At 36.3% G+C, this 16,066-nt stretch carries 12 protein-coding genes and 1 riboswitch; of the genes, 3 read left to right on the top strand and 9 right to left on the bottom strand.

Annotated elements, in window-relative coordinates:
* Positions 1 to 141: 141 nt before the first annotated feature.
* The gene (mnmA, locus tag ACFPVY_RS14275) at positions 142 to 1,329 is read left to right on the top strand and encodes a tRNA 2-thiouridine(34) synthase MnmA (protein ID WP_379792798.1); all 1,188 of its coding nucleotides are present in this window, start codon (positions 142 to 144) and stop codon (positions 1,327 to 1,329) included.
* Between the two features lie 113 nt (positions 1,330 to 1,442).
* On the opposite strand, the gene ACFPVY_RS14270 is transcribed toward mnmA, so the two are convergent.
* From ACFPVY_RS14270 to ACFPVY_RS14245, 6 genes are all read right to left on the bottom strand, one after another.
* Positions 1,443 to 2,690 (bottom strand): homoserine dehydrogenase, encoded by a 1,248-nt coding sequence (locus tag ACFPVY_RS14270; protein WP_379792797.1) that lies wholly within the window; start codon positions 2,688 to 2,690, stop codon positions 1,443 to 1,445.
* Positions 2,691 to 2,825: 135 nt separating this feature from the next.
* Complete coding sequence (locus tag ACFPVY_RS14265) at positions 2,826 to 4,004, bottom strand: trans-sulfuration enzyme family protein (protein WP_379792796.1); 1,179 nt, start codon at positions 4,002 to 4,004, stop codon at positions 2,826 to 2,828.
* 146 nt (positions 4,005 to 4,150) lie between these two features.
* A riboswitch (SAM riboswitch) is annotated at positions 4,151 to 4,259 on the bottom strand.
* Between the two features lie 90 nt (positions 4,260 to 4,349).
* The gene (locus ACFPVY_RS14260; protein ID WP_379792795.1) at positions 4,350 to 5,975 is read right to left on the bottom strand and encodes an MFS transporter; all 1,626 of its coding nucleotides are present in this window, start codon (positions 5,973 to 5,975) and stop codon (positions 4,350 to 4,352) included.
* Positions 5,975 to 7,006, bottom strand: coding sequence for an HlyD family secretion protein (locus tag ACFPVY_RS14255; RefSeq protein WP_379792794.1), 1,032 nt, complete (start codon positions 7,004 to 7,006; stop codon positions 5,975 to 5,977). The genes ACFPVY_RS14260 and ACFPVY_RS14255 overlap by 1 nt, the downstream gene beginning before the upstream one ends.
* A gap of 2 nt (positions 7,007 to 7,008) precedes the next feature.
* Positions 7,009 to 8,349: a TolC family protein gene (locus tag ACFPVY_RS14250; RefSeq protein ID WP_379792793.1), complete on the bottom strand. Its 1,341-nt coding sequence runs from the start codon at positions 8,347 to 8,349 to the stop codon at positions 7,009 to 7,011.
* 328 nt (positions 8,350 to 8,677) lie between these two features.
* Positions 8,678 to 9,550, bottom strand: a complete 873-nt coding sequence (locus ACFPVY_RS14245) for a helix-turn-helix domain-containing protein (protein WP_379792792.1) — start codon at positions 9,548 to 9,550, stop codon at positions 8,678 to 8,680.
* A 168-nt stretch (positions 9,551 to 9,718) separates the two neighbouring features.
* Between ACFPVY_RS14245 and ACFPVY_RS14240 the strand changes: the two genes are divergently transcribed.
* Complete coding sequence (locus ACFPVY_RS14240; protein WP_379792791.1) at positions 9,719 to 11,320, top strand: S8 family serine peptidase; 1,602 nt, start codon at positions 9,719 to 9,721, stop codon at positions 11,318 to 11,320.
* Positions 11,321 to 11,806: 486 nt separating this feature from the next.
* Positions 11,807 to 12,745, top strand: a complete 939-nt coding sequence (locus ACFPVY_RS14235) for an NAD(P)H-dependent flavin oxidoreductase (protein WP_379792790.1) — start codon at positions 11,807 to 11,809, stop codon at positions 12,743 to 12,745.
* Positions 12,746 to 12,817: 72 nt separating this feature from the next.
* Here the strand turns inward: ACFPVY_RS14235 and ACFPVY_RS14230 are convergent, their stop codons facing one another.
* Genes ACFPVY_RS14230 through ACFPVY_RS14220 form a run of 3 tightly spaced genes read right to left on the bottom strand, consistent with a single transcriptional unit; the run spans position 12,818 to position 16,049 of the window.
* Positions 12,818 to 13,447, bottom strand: coding sequence for a carbonic anhydrase (locus ACFPVY_RS14230; RefSeq protein ID WP_379792789.1), 630 nt, complete (start codon positions 13,445 to 13,447; stop codon positions 12,818 to 12,820).
* Between the two features lie 5 nt (positions 13,448 to 13,452).
* Positions 13,453 to 14,439, bottom strand: coding sequence for a bestrophin family protein (locus tag ACFPVY_RS14225; RefSeq protein WP_379792787.1), 987 nt, complete (start codon positions 14,437 to 14,439; stop codon positions 13,453 to 13,455).
* Between the two features lie 2 nt (positions 14,440 to 14,441).
* Complete coding sequence (locus ACFPVY_RS14220) at positions 14,442 to 16,049, bottom strand: Na+/H+ antiporter (protein ID WP_379792785.1); 1,608 nt, start codon at positions 16,047 to 16,049, stop codon at positions 14,442 to 14,444.
* Positions 16,050 to 16,066 lie beyond the last annotated feature (17 nt).

Genomic DNA, 16,066 nt, shown 5'->3' with positions numbered 1-16,066 from the left:
CAAAAAAATAAACTTGCATTTTAATATATAAACTTCCCAAATACTCTTATCAATTAATCAAATGCAAAATATTTCAAATATCTTTAATTTGGCGTACTTTTGCATCTTCAAACTGATTCCCAGAATCGCAAAATAAATAAAATGAAACGTGTCGTTGTTGGACTTTCCGGAGGTGTTGATTCAAGTGTTGCTGCTTATCTTTTAAAGGAGCAAGGCTATGAAGTGATCGGGCTTTTTATGAAAAACTGGCACGATGATTCGGTTACAATTTCCAATGAATGTCCGTGGTTAGAAGACAGCAATGATGCGCTTTTAGTCGCAGAAAAACTCGGAATTCCATTTCAAACGGTTGATTTAAGCGAACAATACCAAGAAAAAATCGTGGATTATATGTTCCGCGAATATGAAAAGGGAAGAACGCCAAATCCAGATGTTTTGTGCAACCGCGAAATCAAGTTTGATGTTTTTATGAAAATCGCCTTAAGTCTCGGAGCTGATTACGTGGCAACTGGACATTATTGTAGAAAAGGAGAAATTGATGTTGACGGAAATCCTACATATCAATTATTGGCAGGAGTTGATGGAAACAAAGACCAATCGTATTTCCTTTGCCAACTTTCGCAAGAACAATTGGCAAAATCTTTATTCCCAATTGGAGAATTGACAAAACCAGAAGTTCGTGAAATCGCCGCTCAAATGGAATTAGTAACAGCAGAAAAGAAAGATTCACAAGGATTATGTTTCATCGGAAAAGTGCGTCTTCCAGAATTTTTACAGCAAAAATTACAGCCAAAAGCAGGATTGATTTTTGAAATTGATTCCAAAACAGATATCTACGATAAAGAAGAAAAAGAATTCGAATCTTTAGAAGAAGAATTAGCATTCAAAGCAGCGCCAATTCCTTACGTTCCAGAAATGGGAAAAGTAGTTGGGAAACACCAAGGTGCTCATTATTTTACAAAAGGACAACGAAAAGGATTGAATGTTGGCGGCACTTTAGAACCACTTTACATCATCGAAACTGACGTTGAGAGCAATATAATTTACACCGGTCAAGGCGATCAACATCCAGGATTATTCAAAAAAGCACTTTTCATAGAAAAATCAGAAGTGCATTGGATTCGTCCCGATTTGAAATTAGAAGCTGGAGAAACTATGGATGTAATGGCAAGAATCCGTTACCGCCAACCGTTGCAAAAAGCAAAATTACACCAATTTGAAAACGGAATGTATGTTGCCTTCGAAGAACCGCAATCCGCAATCACAGAAGGACAATTCGTTTCGTGGCACCAAGGCGAAGAGCTGATTGGTTCAGGAGTTATTGCTTAAAACAAAAACTTTGCGTCTTTGCGACTTTGCGAGAAAATATATAACAAAACCCGACAGACCAAAATCTGCCGGGTTTTTATTTAACAAACAAAACAAAACAAAACTTTCTTTTTTTAAGCTAATTCAAGATTAGCTAATTGCAAATTCTCGTCAGCAATCAAAACGTCTTTCACGACTTCCAACAAAACAAAAGAGGTATCAAAACTTTCATCAAGGTGGATATTTCTCAAATTCTCCAACGAAATAATTCCGGTAATATAACCTGATTCTTGATTTAAATACGATTCATCGATATTTAAAAATTGTTTTTTCAAAGCAACGGCATCTTCCACAGAATGTCTCAAAAACACTTTCAAATTCACATCATCCGATAAGCTTAAATCTTCCTGCTGGGCAATTTTTTTGTATTCATATTGGTAGTCATAACTCAATGCAGAAATGTCACTCAAAACCGCTGAAGCAGTAGGATGAGCACCAGCACCTTTGCCTACAAAAAACTGCTCATCGGCAAAACTTGTTTTCGTGATTACGCCATTAAACACGTCATCAACATTGAATAATCTATCTTCTGAATCCACAAATTTAGGAAGTACAAAAGCTGAAATACTTCCGTCCAGATTTTTAAAAGCTTGGGCTACCAATTTAATTTTCAGTCCTTTTTCGCGAGCATATTTCAACTCTAATCCGCCAATATTATTGATTCCGATATTGAATAAATCATCAGGTTTTGCAATATATCCGAAGGAATGTGCCAGCAAAATCAGCAATTTATATTTAGCATCAAAACCGCCAGTGTCCAAAATCGGATTGCTTTCTGCAAATCCTTTTTCCTGAGCCTCTTTCAAGGCGTCTTCATACGATAAATTATCCTTAAAAGTCTTCGTTAAGATATAATTTGTCGAACCATTCACGATTCCTTGGATTGATTCCAAAAGATCATTGTCATAATATTCTTCCAAGTTCCTGATAATCGGCATACTCGCGCAACACGCCGCTTCATACAACAACGGAACTTTATATTCACGTTGCAAAGCCAGCAATTCTTCAAAATGCTCTGCAATCATTTTTTTGTTGGCCGAAACCACCGCTTTGCCGCTTTTCAAAGCACGAGTTACGATTTCATAAGCCGCATCGGCATCATCAATCAGCTCAACAATTACATTAATTTCGGCATCATTGAAAATATCTTCCTTGTTGAATGTAAAATTTTCAGCTCCGATTTCACGCTTTTTATCTTTGTCTTTTACACAAATATTCTTGATATTGGCTTTCAAACCAGGCGTTTTTTGCAACACTTCATACAGTCCAAAGCCCACGCATCCAAACCCGAACAATCCTATATTTAATTTTTTTCTTGACATTTTTTATTTTTTTTTGGAACACAGACTTCACGAATTTTTACAGATTGAAAAATAAAAATATTATGTAGAATCAATTTGTCTCAAGATTTGGTATAAAATAAAATCTGTGAAATCTGTGTTTAATTAAATTAAGATTTAGTTCAAAGATGAAGCAACGGTCACATTTTCTTGAACCGCATTCGCAATTGCTTCTTTCAAATCAGCAATCAAATCATCGGCATCTTCCAAGCCAACAGACAGACGAATCAAGCTGTCAGTAACTCCAGATTTATATCTAATTTCTGCCGGAATTGATTTGTGGGTCATCTCGCAAGGCAAGCAACACAAGCTTTTTACGCCGCCTAAACTTTCGGCCAACTTGAATAATTTTGTTCCAGAAACAATTCTTGAAGCCAATGCTTTGTCATCAATAACCAAATCAAAAGTGACAACGCCACCAAAATATTTCTGTTGGCTTTTTGCAATTTCGTGGTTGTGGTGCGTTTTCAAACCTGGATAATAAACGTTTTTGATTAGCTTTTCTGTAGTCAAAAATTCAGCAATTTTCTGTGCATTTTCAGCGTGCTGTTTGATTCTTAAGTTTAAAGTTTCGATTCCTCGGATGACCAACCAGCTGTCAAATGGCCCAAGGATTGCACCAGAAGCATTTTGGATAAATTTAATTTTAGCGCCCAATTCTTCGTTCGCGGTAATTACCAAACCGGCAATCAAATCGCTATGCCCCGAAATATATTTTGTAGCGCTGTGAACGATTAAGTCAGCTCCAAATTCAATTGGTTTTTGTGCAATTGGCGAGGCAAAAGTATTGTCAACGCAGAACAAAACTTTGTTCTCTTTTGCAATTTTTCCGATAGCGCGAAGGTCAGAAATTTTTAAAGTCGGGTTTGTTGGCGATTCAATCCAAATTAAAGCAGTTTTATCTGTAATTGCATTCGCTACATTTTTAGCATCAGTCGCATCAACATAATTTACTTTGATTCCGAATTTCTCATAAACGTGCGTGAATAGGCGGAAAGCACCACCATAAATATCATCCACCGCAATAATTTCGTCTCCGGCAGAAAGTAATTTTACCACTGCATCGATTGCTGCCAAACCGCTTGAAAAAGCATATCCGTTAGTTCCGTTTTCTAATTTTGCAGCTAAATCTTCCAAAACTTTTCTTGTCGGATTATTGCTTCTTGCGTAGTCAAAACCTTTGTGAACGCCAGGTTCGTCTTGGACAAATGTCGAAGTTTGGTAAATCGGCACCGAAATTGAACCGGTTAATTCGTCTACTGGAATGTAATTTAAAATTTGAGTTTGCTCTTTCATTTTGATAACTTTTAAGATGTTTTTAAATAATTTTTTGTTTTCCAAAAAATATTCGAAACCAGATATCGAAAGGAGCAGAAATAAAAAATGCCCTTCCGACAAGTCAGAAGAGCATATAATATTTTGAAGTATTATGTACATTTTCTAGCTTATCTATCCTTGCAATGCAAGGTTGAATGTAGCACCTTAATTACCAAAGTAATCAGGTTGCTAAGACGTCATCGGGTCAATTCCCTCGGTCTTTCTGGATAAGAATAATCTTTTAAAGAACTTGAGTGCAAATTTAGGGCATAAAAAACATAAGAACCTAATTTATTTCGAAAAAAAATAAAAATAATTTTTAAGTTATTGAATTTTAATACCTTGAATTGTGATATTTTTTACAGATGATTTACTATTTCTTTGAATTAAACTTAATTTTCTATAAATGAAATGACTTAAAACAACCAAAATAATTCCGATTAAAGCATAACTTACGCCTAAAAAAATAGTCTGATTTGTCAATAATTGCGTTTGTATTGTAATCGATTTTAAAATGCTTGAATTTGCCAACGAAACCGATTCTTGTGGCGTAAAACCTTTCGAAATAAATGATTGAACTGAACTTGAATTTCTTTCTGCATAATTCAAATCATACGGAGTAAGATATTTTAAAAACTGCTCTTTGTAATGCTGATTGTAAAATAATTGCAAAGTATAATATCCGGCAAAAGAATTTAAAGTGGTGAAAAAACGAACGGTTCCGCCGACTAAACTTCCTGAAATTCCGGTGTGAACGGGAACTGATGATAAAATAAACGTGGCAATTGGAACAAACAACATTCCCGAAGAAGCGCCTTGCAAAAATATCGGAATCATCAAATCTGAGAAATCCAATCCGGGCGAAATGATTTTATACATCCAAAAATTGAAAGCCAACATCAATATGAAGCCTAAAATTAGAAAATAATGAATAGGAAATTTCTTTTTGGCAACCAATTGAGAAGCGATATACATCGTCAAAGCCATTCCTGAAATATTCACCGCCGCGAGTTCAATATAATCATAATTTGACCATTGATTGATGACGCTGACATAGTTGTAAACCAAATTTATCGTGTCTTTCAGGCCATAAAAAAGTGCGAGAAAAAACAATCCTATGACGAATCTTTTAGACTTAAAAATGCTAAAATGAATGATCGGACGCTTGCTATTTAGCTGTCGCAAAACAAAAAGCGAAATCAAAATTATGGCTAAAAAAAAGCTATAAACTATCGATTTATCGTCAAACCAATAATGTTTTGGACCGTAAACCAAGCAATATGCCACGGCAAACATTCCGGAACCCAAAATCAAATAGGCTTTCCAATCGATTTGGTACAACGGATATTTTTTTTGTTCGCGCTCTGATTTGAAAATTAAAAAAACAATCAAAATCGAAATAATTTGGAACAAAATCACCACATAATAAATCATTTTCCAGTCGGTATTGTCAATGATCCAAGCAGATGGAGCTCCAGCAACAACGCTACTTCCGAGCAAAGTTCCATAGAAAACGGAATAACCAACAGCCATTTTTTTCTCTTCGTGCAATCTCGAAAAAATAAAAGTCAACATTCCTCCGGCGATGAAACTAATAATCATTCCTTGCAGAAATCGAAGGAGAATAAAAATTTCGATTTCAGTGGTTTTCATCGACAGCAAATTCAGAATAATTCCGATCAATAAAACCGTAATCAAATATTTCTTGGTATTGAAATAATTCAAAAACCGAATCTGTAGCGGAAGCGTGAATAGCAACGAAATGTATGTCACTTGAATCGAAAAAGTCACGTCTTCAGGTTGCGCTCCAAAGTAAGAAACCACATAATTTTGCGTCAAAGAAAATAGCGAAAACTGAATAATCGTGAACATCAGAATCAAGAAAAGCGCGGTTCGCATTCCCCAATTCCAGTTGTGGATCCAGTTTTTGAAATAAATATTTTTGTCCATTATTTATTTTTTACCGAAACGATTACGTTCATTCCTGCCTTAATTTCAGTTATATTTTTATCAATAAATTTAATTTTTACAGGAATTCGCTGTGTGATTTTTACAAAATTTCCGGTGGAATTATCAGCAGGAAGAAGCGAGAATTTAGAACCTGTCGAGCCAGCAATCGCTTCGATTTTTCCAGAGTAAATTTTATCTTCAAAACCGTCAATTTTTATTTCCACATCTTGACCGACTTTCATATTTTCGATTTGTGTTTCTTTGAAATTTGCCGTGACCCATTTTTGGTCTTCATTAATTATGGGCACCAAACTTTGTCCGGCTTGAATTTGCTGGCCTTCCTGAATTGTTTTTCTTCCCAATCTTCCAGAATACGGAGCGAGAATTATGGTATATTCCAAATTAATTTTCGCGAATTCCAACTGTGCTTCTTTCTGTTTAATTTCCGCTTTCAGCAATCCGTGTTTTGCTTCAAGCTCAATAATTTTTGAATTTGTAGTTTTCAAATTGTTCTTTGAAGCATTAAATTCGCTCGAAGCCACGTCATATTTTGACTGCATTTGTTCAAATTCCTGCAACGTTGCCGCTTCTTCTTTCAACAGATTTTTGTAACGTTTCAAGTCTTGCTGTTTTTCAATATATTTGGCTTTGGCCACAGAAATCATATCATTATTGACCGAAGTTCCGGTTTTCGCAGTCATAATTTCAGCATCTAAAATCTGCAATTTTGCTTTTGAATCTTCCAATGCGGCTTCAGCTTCCATCACTTTTGTCAAATATTCTCGGTTATCGATCTTTACCAACGTGTCGCCAGCATTGACAAATTGATGTTCTTCAAAATTTATTTTCTGAATATAACCGCCAACTCGCGCCGAAATTGGGTTGATGTAGGCTTCCACTTGAGCGTCATTTGTTTCCTCATAATTTCCTGATCGAACCAAATAGCGAAGGAAAAAGAAGAGCGTTGCAACGATGATAATTGTGACTGCAACATTAAAAATTATATTGAAAGTTTTGCCTTTTGTCTTCATTTTTAGATTTTTCCGGTGGTGTAAAGAATTTGATAATAATAATTTAAGAGCGAAGTTTGTGCTTCGATCAACTTGTATTTTGACTGTAAATAAAGATTGTCAGCTTCCAATAAATCAGTAAGCAATGCCAACTGGTTAAAATATTTTGTGTTTACAATCTTTAAATTTACTTTCGATTGTTCGATGTTATTTTGGGCGATTTCCATTTTTTCTTTAGTGTCTTCAAGTTTGATTTTTAAGGAAGAAATCTCCAATTTTAAATTGTCTCTAACCGCATTTTCATTGACTTTTAATTCTTCCAAACGTTCTTTTTCAGCGCGAACTTTATGATTGTTTTGGTACAAAGAAGAAATCGAATATTCCATCTTAAAGCCAACAAAACCGATGGAGTAGGCTTGGTCAACATTTGGGTATTTCAAGTAATTTGGGTAATTGTATTCATACGCAGAAATCAAGGAAATCGACGGATAATAATTGCTTTTCACTCCTTTAACCTTTGCTTCCTGGAACTCAACATTTTGCTTTGCAGAAAGAAAATTATAAGCCGTTTTTTCAGAAGGTTCTTCAATGTTTATCCATTCAGGCGTTTCTTTTACAATTGCCGTGTCGCTTAAAATCAGCTTCGTTTCCTCCGGAAGTTTCAGTAAAACATTCAGTCGATTATTGAAAATCTGGATGTTGCTTTGGTTTTCTTTTCGGGCAAATTGTTCGTTCGAAAGACCAATTTCAGCTCTCAAAACATCACTTCGGGTCACTTTTCCGTTTTTGTATAACGAGTTTATGTTTTTCAGACGAAGTTCTTCACGGCTGATTTGCTCTTTATAAATGCTATCTAATTTTGAAAGGCGAAGAATCTCAAGATAATTCTGAATTACTTGCAAGGAAATTGAACCCGATTGTTGCTGGATTTTTATGTCTGAAAGCTTTGTTTTTATTTCAGATTCCTCGATTTGAGCTTCGTGCTTTCCGCCCGAGTATAAATTGAAAGATGCTTCAACGCCAAAGTTCGCCTGATAAGTAGATGGCGGTGGCGGAAGCGATTCAGAATCATGAAGTCCGTGTTCATAAAGCGTCACGTTTGACAATTTTTTTCCGCTTGCGCCAGCAACCACATGAGGTAATACGTGACTTTTAATTTCCTTAAGATCTGATTCGGAAGCTTCTTTTTGCAACTTTGCCATTGCAATCCAATCATTATTTTCTTTGGCAATTGAAATAGCTTCTTTGATACTTAAAACTTTAGTTTCAGGATTTTTTTCTTGGGCAAAATCAACATTCCAAAAAAGATTTGTTCCAAGAAAAAGGAATAGAAAGAGCTTGTTATTTTGATGAAATAGATTCATTTTATAATTCAGATGTTTTTACTGTAAAATTTTGGTTTTCGTTGAATTCAGAAATAGGAAATTCTATTCTATGATTTGGTCATAAAATAATTTGATTGTTGACAGGGATAAATTGTTATAAACTAATGAATGAAAAAAGAAGAGAATTTTTGCTGTGATTTTCTTTCAAATAACTTGAAATAACAGTTGTTACGCTGATTCGTATTTTTGAAATTAACAGAGTAAACCAAAAGGCCTGAAGTTTTCATAGAGGAATTTTAACACTGCAAAGTTCCTTTGCTTTCGCGTGTTAAAAAAGTCGGTTTCACGGTATTTTTCGTCGATTTTTCTACTTAATCGATTTCTTATATTCTAAAGGAGTTTGCCCAGTGTGTGATTTAAAGAATTTTCCGAAGACAGATTGGTCAGAAAAATTTAAAGATTCACTGATTTGAGCTACAGAATATTTGTGGTTTTGAAGCAAAACTTTGGCTTCCAGAATTACAGATTCAGAAATCCATTCTCCGGCGGTTTTTCCGGTTTGCTTTTTTAAAATTTCTGAGAGATGTTTTGGCGTGATATTTAATTTATCAGCGTAAAAGTTTACCGTGTGATGATTTTGATATTCTTTCTTCAAAAGACTTTTAAAATTGACCACAATCGCAGGAAGTTTTTCCAAATGATAATTAGAAGTAGTCGTTTGCAAGTAAGAATTCAATTCGTGGATCAAAATAAAAATTAAGCTTCTAATAATTTCTTGCTCGTGAAAGTTTTTCTCTTCAATAGTTTGCTTGATTAAGTCGAAAACTTGACTGATTTTCTTGGCCTGATTTTCGTCTAAACTAAGGCTGTGCAATTCATCGTTTTCAAAAAAATCAAATTCCATCAAATAAAAAACGTTCGTTCTGTTGGCTAAAAGATAATCATCAGTAAAGAAAATAATATCGATTTTCGGACTATTTTCTGTTTCTTTTATGGTTCGGACAATGCTGGGTCCAAGTGCAATAATTGCCGGAGCTTGGATTCTTTTGGTCACCAAACCGGCCTGCGAAATCACGTCGCCTTCCTTTAAAAAGCTAATGGAATACGTTTCAGAACGACGCGGTTCTGTATTGAAAAGACTGTTTTTTCCTAGCTCTATAAAGAAAAAATCCTTTTTATTACTCGACAAATTGAACACCTTTTGGTGATGCTGAATAGAGTAGGTCGTGATTTTTTTCATTATAATGACGCAGGTTTCTAGTTTGCAAATTTACTAAATTTAGCAACTCATTCATTTACTTTAATTCTGTAAAAACAAATGCCTTGTTTTTTCGTAAATTTGGAAACCAATTATTTATAACTAAAGAAATTATAAAATTTGTAGCCCCAATTTCAATTTTAAAATTCTATGAAAAAAATTACCTTTTTACTCCTTATATTATCAAGTTTCATCGCTTCGGCTCAAGAAGACGCGTGGGTTTATTTTACTGACAAACCAGATGCCGCTTTTTATCTGGCGAATCCGTTGGAAATGCTTTCGCAACGTTCGTTAGATAGAAGAAGTGCGCAAAATATCTCGTTAAATGTGACTGATGTTCCCGTTTCCCAAACTTACATTACTTCGGTTACAAACGCAACGGGAATAACGGTTATGGCAAAATCTAAATGGTTAAATGCGCTTCACGTTCGAGGTTCAATTACCAATATTCAAAATCTAGAAAGCTTAACTTTTGTCGATCATATTCAATTTGCAAATTCAAATTTAAATTCCAGAAACGCTTCTTCAACAGCAATTTCTGAAGTAAATAAAAATCTAGAAACCCAAGTAAATTTCAATTACGGCAATTCTTCAAATCAAATTCAGATGTTAAACGGGCATCTTTTACACCAACAAGATTACACCGGAAACGGAAAAATCATCGCGGTTTTAGACGCTGGTTTTCCGGGCGTAAGCACTGCTTCGCCATTCCAAAGACTATTTGACAACAATAAAATCCTTGGAGGTTATGACTTCGTAAACCGAAATGCAAATTTTTACACAGGCGGAAATCACGGAACTTTGGTGCTTTCCACGATGGGCGGTTATGTTGAAAATCAGTTGGTTGGAACCGCTCCAGACGCTGCATATTACCTTTTTATTACCGAAGATGTAGCCAGCGAAAATCCCGTTGAAGAATCATATTGGGTCGAAGCCGCCGAGATGGCAGATAGTTTGGGCGTCGATGTGATCAACACTTCGCTGGGATATTTCACTTACAATAATCCAAATTACAGCTACGAATATGCTGATATGAATGGAACCACCGCTTTTATTTCTCGTGGCGCCGACATCGCGTTTTCAAAAGGCATGATCTGCGTGGTTTCTGCCGGAAATTCTGGGGGATCTTCAAATCCGCATATTTCGGCACCCGCTGATGCGATTAATGTTTTGACAGTTGGCGCCGTGAACGCATCAGAAAATTATGCGACTTTCAGCTCAATCGGACCTTCGTTCGACGGCCGTGTCAAGCCAGATGTTGTGGCTCAAGGCCAAAATGCCGTGATTTCAGATACGTCGGGAAACATTGGAACCGCAAGTGGAACTTCCTTTTCAGGCCCCATTATTGCGGGAATGGTTGCTAGTTTTTGGCAAGCGCTTCCTAATAAAACCAATGCCGAAATCATCCAATTAATTAAGCAATCGGCGCATTTATATTCAAATCCCACGATTCAAATGGGCTACGGAATTCCAGATTTCAGTTCTGCTTTGTCGTTAAAAACGCCAAGTTTTTCTGCCGAAAAAATGCTTTTGTATCCCAATCCGGCCAATAATATCGTGAGTTTGCGATTGCCAAATTCGGTTGAAAATGCTGAAATTCTCCTTTACAATAATTTGGGACAGCCGGTTTTAAAGGCCGTTCTTCCGGCAAATAACGCAACTTTTTCAGTTTCAAATCTTGCTTCGGGAATTTACCTTTACAAGATTATTTCGAGCAATAATACACAAACCGGAAAACTAATCAAGAATTAATTTTTTTTTAGAAGCGAATCTTTCGGCTTTTTCAGGAAAGGCAATTCCCGCTAGCGGCACTCGCTTTTAACAGCTTTGTTCAGCCGTGAAAGAGCTCAAACAAAGCCACCATCGGGGCTATTTGAGAAATTATTCGCATTTTTGTTAACACCTGAACCATTGCGTAACAAACAACCTAAAAAAATAAAAAAACACAGTTTTCATAAAAAAGCAAACCTGTCTAATAGGTTAGATTGGTTGAATCACTCATCATTTGCCCTATCTAAGTTGTTGGACAGGGCAAATCAACATTAGTTTAAGCAATCTAACCTGTTGAATACCTTAAACTGAATGTGATTCAAGGTGTCTAACAAGTTAGATTGTTCAGACCACATTTACTTCATGCAATCTAATAAGTTAGTCGGTTGTTTTTGTCTTTGAAAGAAAATATTTTAGTAATTGCATCTCTTTTTTGTAAGTTTGAACAATTGCAAAAAACAAAACTCAATGAACAAAATCACACAACTCTTTACTATAAAATATCCAATTGTTCAAGGCGGCATGATCTGGAACAGCGGTTACAAATTAGCAAGTGCAGTCAGCAATGCTGGCGGACTTGGCTTGATTGGTGCCGGTTCGATGTATCCAGATGTGTTGCGCGAGCACATCCAAAAATGTAAAAAGGCGACCGAAAAACCTTTTGGAGTAAACGTTCCGATGTTGTATCCAAATGTGGAAGAAATAATGAATATCATTGTTGAAGAAGGCGTTAAAGTTGTTTTTACATCCGCAGGAAATCCAAAAACGTGGACCAATTTTTTAAAGGAAAAAGGAATTACGGTTGTTCACGTTGTCAGCAGTTCGAAATTTGCTTTGAAGGCGCAAGAAGCGGGCGTAGATGCCGTGGTTGCCGAAGGTTTTGAAGCGGGCGGACATAACGGTAGAGAAGAATCGACAACGCTCACACTAATTCCGATGGTGAAAGAAAAAATTACGATTCCATTAATTGCCGCGGGAGGAATTGCCACTGGAAAAGCAATGCTAGCCACCATGATTTTAGGCGCTGACGGAGTGCAAGTAGGAAGTCGCTTCGCAGCATCTTTTGAAAGTTCAGCTCACGATGAATTCAAGAAAACCATCGTAGAATTGGAGGAAGGAGGAACCCAAGTTACCTTAAAAGAGCTGGCTCCGGTTCGTTTAATCAAGAATAAATTTTATCAAGACGTTCAAGATTTATACACAAAAGCACCGACTGTTGACGACTTAAAAATTTTGTTAGGAAGAGCGCGCGCAAAAAGAGGAATGTTTGAAGGCGATTTAATTGAAGGCGAACTTGAAATTGGCCAAGTTTCCGGATTGATCCACGATATTAAATCAGTAAAAGATATCGTTGACGGAATGATTTCTGAGTTTGAAGAAGCGAAGAAACTTGTAAGTAGCTTATAAATAAAAACCGCAGATTCATAGATTTTAAAAAATAATCTGCGAATCTGCGGTAAATTTTTGTGGTAAAAAAGCTTAGTGACCTAAATTATAGATCTCTCTAATGTTCTCTAAAACTTTATCGAAATCAATTTTCAAATCAATCAATCTGCCAGAATGAATGTCAAAAACCCAGCCGTGAACTTGAAGGCCTCTTTCGGTAATTGCCTTTTGAACTTCGGCAGTTTTAATTAAATTGACGCATTGTTCTTGAACGTTCAATTCAACCAAACGATTGTATTTTTCGGTTTCGTCTTCGATAGCGTTCAGCTCTGTTTTGTGCAATCTATAAACGTCGCGAATATTACGCAACCACGGATTTAATACGCCCATATCTTCAGATTGCATCGCCGCTTTTACGCCTCCGCAAAAGTAGTGGCCACATACAACAACATGGTTTACTTTTAAATGTTCCACCGCATAATTTAAAACAGACATCGCATTTAAATCGATGCTTATGACCATGTTAGCAATGTTTCTGTGAACAAAAACTTCACCTGGCGCAACTCCCATTAAATCTTCAGCGGTTACGCGACTGTCTGAACATCCGATGTATAAAATATCTGGATTTTGGCCTTTTGATAGTTCAGAAAAATAATCTGAATTTTTCTCTAACCTGTCAGTAATCCACTTTTCGTTGTTTTTAAATACATTTTGAATTTCCATAAATCTTACATTAAAATATTATTGATTGGTGTTAAGGGTTTCGGTAAATCAGCTTCGTCAAACATATCTTTTAAATCGATTTCAATTGTTCGGCTCATTGCTGTAATCGGAACGTCATTCGGGTTTCCTTCAAAGGGATTTTCGGTACTTTCGCCCACTTTTTCCATCGAAGTAAAAACCCAGCCAACCACGATCGTAAACGGAATTGTGAGCCAAAAATAGTTTTTTCCAATCTTCTGGAACTCGTTCAGCATCCCAAAAGGCAACATCAAAACAAACAGCCAGATGAAAAATAAGTTGATGCTCGCAAATTGTCTTGGATACGGAAAATTCTTAATTCGTTCGCATTTTCCTTGGTGATCGTATAAATCGGCTAGACGTTTTGAAATCTCAATATACCTAAAATTTTCTATTTTTCCTTCATCGGCAAGTTGTTTTAACATTTTTGATTGAAGGGAAATGAGTTGAGTAGCTCTGTTTTTCTTGGATAAAATATAAATCAATTCTTCATCAGAAAGATATTGTTTCAACTCTTCCTCCAATTTACTGTTGCGTTCGTCAATAGCGTAAAACTGACTGTATTCTATGTAGTAACTTTTGCCTAAATTTTCCCACGAACGCGGTTCGCGAAGTTGAAAACGCATTGCCGTAAGCCAAGCGCAATGGCGATTTATGATTTCGAGATGGATTTTTTTATCAGCTTCGATGAAATCTTTGGTCATTATTCCTAAAGTTCTGCTGGTATTCACAATTCCGCCATAAATCTGTCTCGCTTCCCAAAGGCGATTGTATGTCTGGGTATTTTTAAAACCAACAATAAAAGCAGCTGCGGTACCAATTAAGGCAATCGGAACCCACGGAATTGCTATGAATTTCCAGTCTAAGAAATAAAAGGCCAATGTGGGAATTGAGCCAATCGCTGCCAATTTATAAATGTCGCGTCGGGTCCAAATCAAAAACTCTTTTAGTGAATATTGTCTTCCTGAATGCATAATTAATGTTCGTTTTGTGATAGTTTGCTTTCGTCAAAATCAAGTTCCATTTGCTGTTTTTGGATCACTTCAAGCTCAAAAATCTTTTCCTTTCTAATTTTATTTAGTTCTGTCCTCTGAACATTTATTAAATCGAGATATACTTTTTTATAAGTGTGAACTTCCTGAAATTCCATCGTTTGGCACTCTAAAGATTCAAGGCGTTCTGAAGTTAAAGCAACAGAGTTGGCTAATCTTTTTCTTAGGTTTAAAACCAATTCATTTTCTTCAAGTTCACTTTTAAAATTGGTGTCGATGTGGTGCAAAGATGCTCTCATCAGGCGAAGTTTTATGGTTGCCGTTTGCTCTTCTTCAGGAATTAAATCATCAATTTCTTCAATTTTAATTAGCTTGATAATCAACGGCAAACTCAGTCCTTGAATAACTAAAGTCACAAGAATAACGATAAATGTTACCAATAAAATCAAGTTTCTGTGCGGAAATGGCGCTCCGTCAATTGTCAACGGAATCGAAAGTGCGGCGGCTAATGAAACCACGCCACGCATTCCTGCCCAACTGGTAATCAAAGGTCCTTTCCAGCCAGGAGAAGGTTCAGTTTCTCGAATTTTTTTGCTCAAAAACCTTGGAATGTGCGCAATCGGAAATACCCAAATAAAGCGAATGGCGATTGTAATCACGCTGATAATCAGTCCATATTGAATTCCTTTTTTAAGTGAAGAATCGTCAAGTCCATCGATAATCGTGGGAAGTTCAAGGCCGATTAGGATAAAAACAATTCCGTTTAAAATGAAAATGATGGTTGACCAAACGTTCGTGGTCTGTATTCTTGAAGAAAAACTAAGCAGTTCGTGCGAGCGATACGAAAGAAAAAGACCTCCAGAAACTACTGCCATAACTCCAGAAAAGTGAAAATGTTCGGCCACGATAAACATTACATAAGGTGACATCAATGTCAGTGCGGTGTCGATATTTGAAGTTGTTGGAAAAAATCGGTGGATTACATACAGAATATGAGCGATTGCCAATCCAATTACAATTCCCATTGAGCCTACGATAAAAAAGTCTCCAACCGTTTTTCCTAAAGAAAATTGTCCCGAAATCACTGCAACCAACGCCACTCTAAAAACGATTAAACTCGCCGCGTCATTGATCAAGCTTTCTCCTTCTAAGATCGTCACCAATCGTTTCGGGATCTTAACTCCTTTTAATACTGAAGTTGCAGCCACGGCATCCGGTGGCGAAATAATTCCACCCAACAGAAATCCCAAAGCCAATGTAAATCCCGGAATCATCGAACTTGTTAAATAAGCAATAATTGTGGAGGTAAAAAAGACCAAACCAAAAGCCAAGAGAATTATCGGACGTTTCCATTTCCAAAACTGGCGCCACGACGTGTACCAAGCAGCTTCATATAAAAGCGGCGGTAAAAACAACGTAAGAATCATATCTGGATCCATTTGAATTAACGGAATGCCCGGAATTAAGCTGATGAGTAATCCTCCGATAACCAAAAAGATAGGGTAGGATATCTTAAGCTTTTGTCCAAGCATGACCAGCATCGAAACGGCGAATAATAATGAAATAATTAAGAGTAAATTCTCGTGGAACATAAATAGAATATGATTTG

Origin of the sequence: Flavobacterium qiangtangense, from assembly GCF_042658345.1 — a bacterium.
GTDB lineage: Bacteria > Bacteroidota > Bacteroidia > Flavobacteriales > Flavobacteriaceae > Flavobacterium > Flavobacterium qiangtangense.
Note: the sequence above shows the minus strand (reverse complement) of the source record. Positions and strands in the feature narration are given on the sequence as shown.

Bases quoted from the DNA above. Each gene is read 5' to 3' on its own strand.
- mnmA (WP_379792798.1), top strand. From the start codon at position 142: ATGAAACGTGTCGTTGTTGGACTTTCCGGAGGTGTTGATTCAAGTGTT.
- ACFPVY_RS14270 (WP_379792797.1), bottom strand. From the start codon at position 2,690: ATGTCAAGAAAAAAATTAAATATAGGATTGTTCGGGTTTGGATGCGTG.
- ACFPVY_RS14265 (WP_379792796.1), bottom strand. From the start codon at position 4,004: ATGAAAGAGCAAACTCAAATTTTAAATTACATTCCAGTAGACGAATTA.
- ACFPVY_RS14260 (WP_379792795.1), bottom strand. From the start codon at position 5,975: ATGGACAAAAATATTTATTTCAAAAACTGGATCCACAACTGGAATTGG.
- ACFPVY_RS14255 (WP_379792794.1), bottom strand. From the start codon at position 7,006: ATGAAGACAAAAGGCAAAACTTTCAATATAATTTTTAATGTTGCAGTC.
- ACFPVY_RS14250 (WP_379792793.1), bottom strand. From the start codon at position 8,349: ATGAATCTATTTCATCAAAATAACAAGCTCTTTCTATTCCTTTTTCTT.
- ACFPVY_RS14245 (WP_379792792.1), bottom strand. From the start codon at position 9,550: ATGAAAAAAATCACGACCTACTCTATTCAGCATCACCAAAAGGTGTTC.
- ACFPVY_RS14240 (WP_379792791.1), top strand. From the start codon at position 9,719: ATGAAAAAAATTACCTTTTTACTCCTTATATTATCAAGTTTCATCGCT.
- ACFPVY_RS14235 (WP_379792790.1), top strand. From the start codon at position 11,807: ATGAACAAAATCACACAACTCTTTACTATAAAATATCCAATTGTTCAA.
- ACFPVY_RS14230 (WP_379792789.1), bottom strand. From the start codon at position 13,447: ATGGAAATTCAAAATGTATTTAAAAACAACGAAAAGTGGATTACTGAC.
- ACFPVY_RS14225 (WP_379792787.1), bottom strand. From the start codon at position 14,439: ATGCATTCAGGAAGACAATATTCACTAAAAGAGTTTTTGATTTGGACC.
- ACFPVY_RS14220 (WP_379792785.1), bottom strand. From the start codon at position 16,049: ATGTTCCACGAGAATTTACTCTTAATTATTTCATTATTATTCGCCGTT.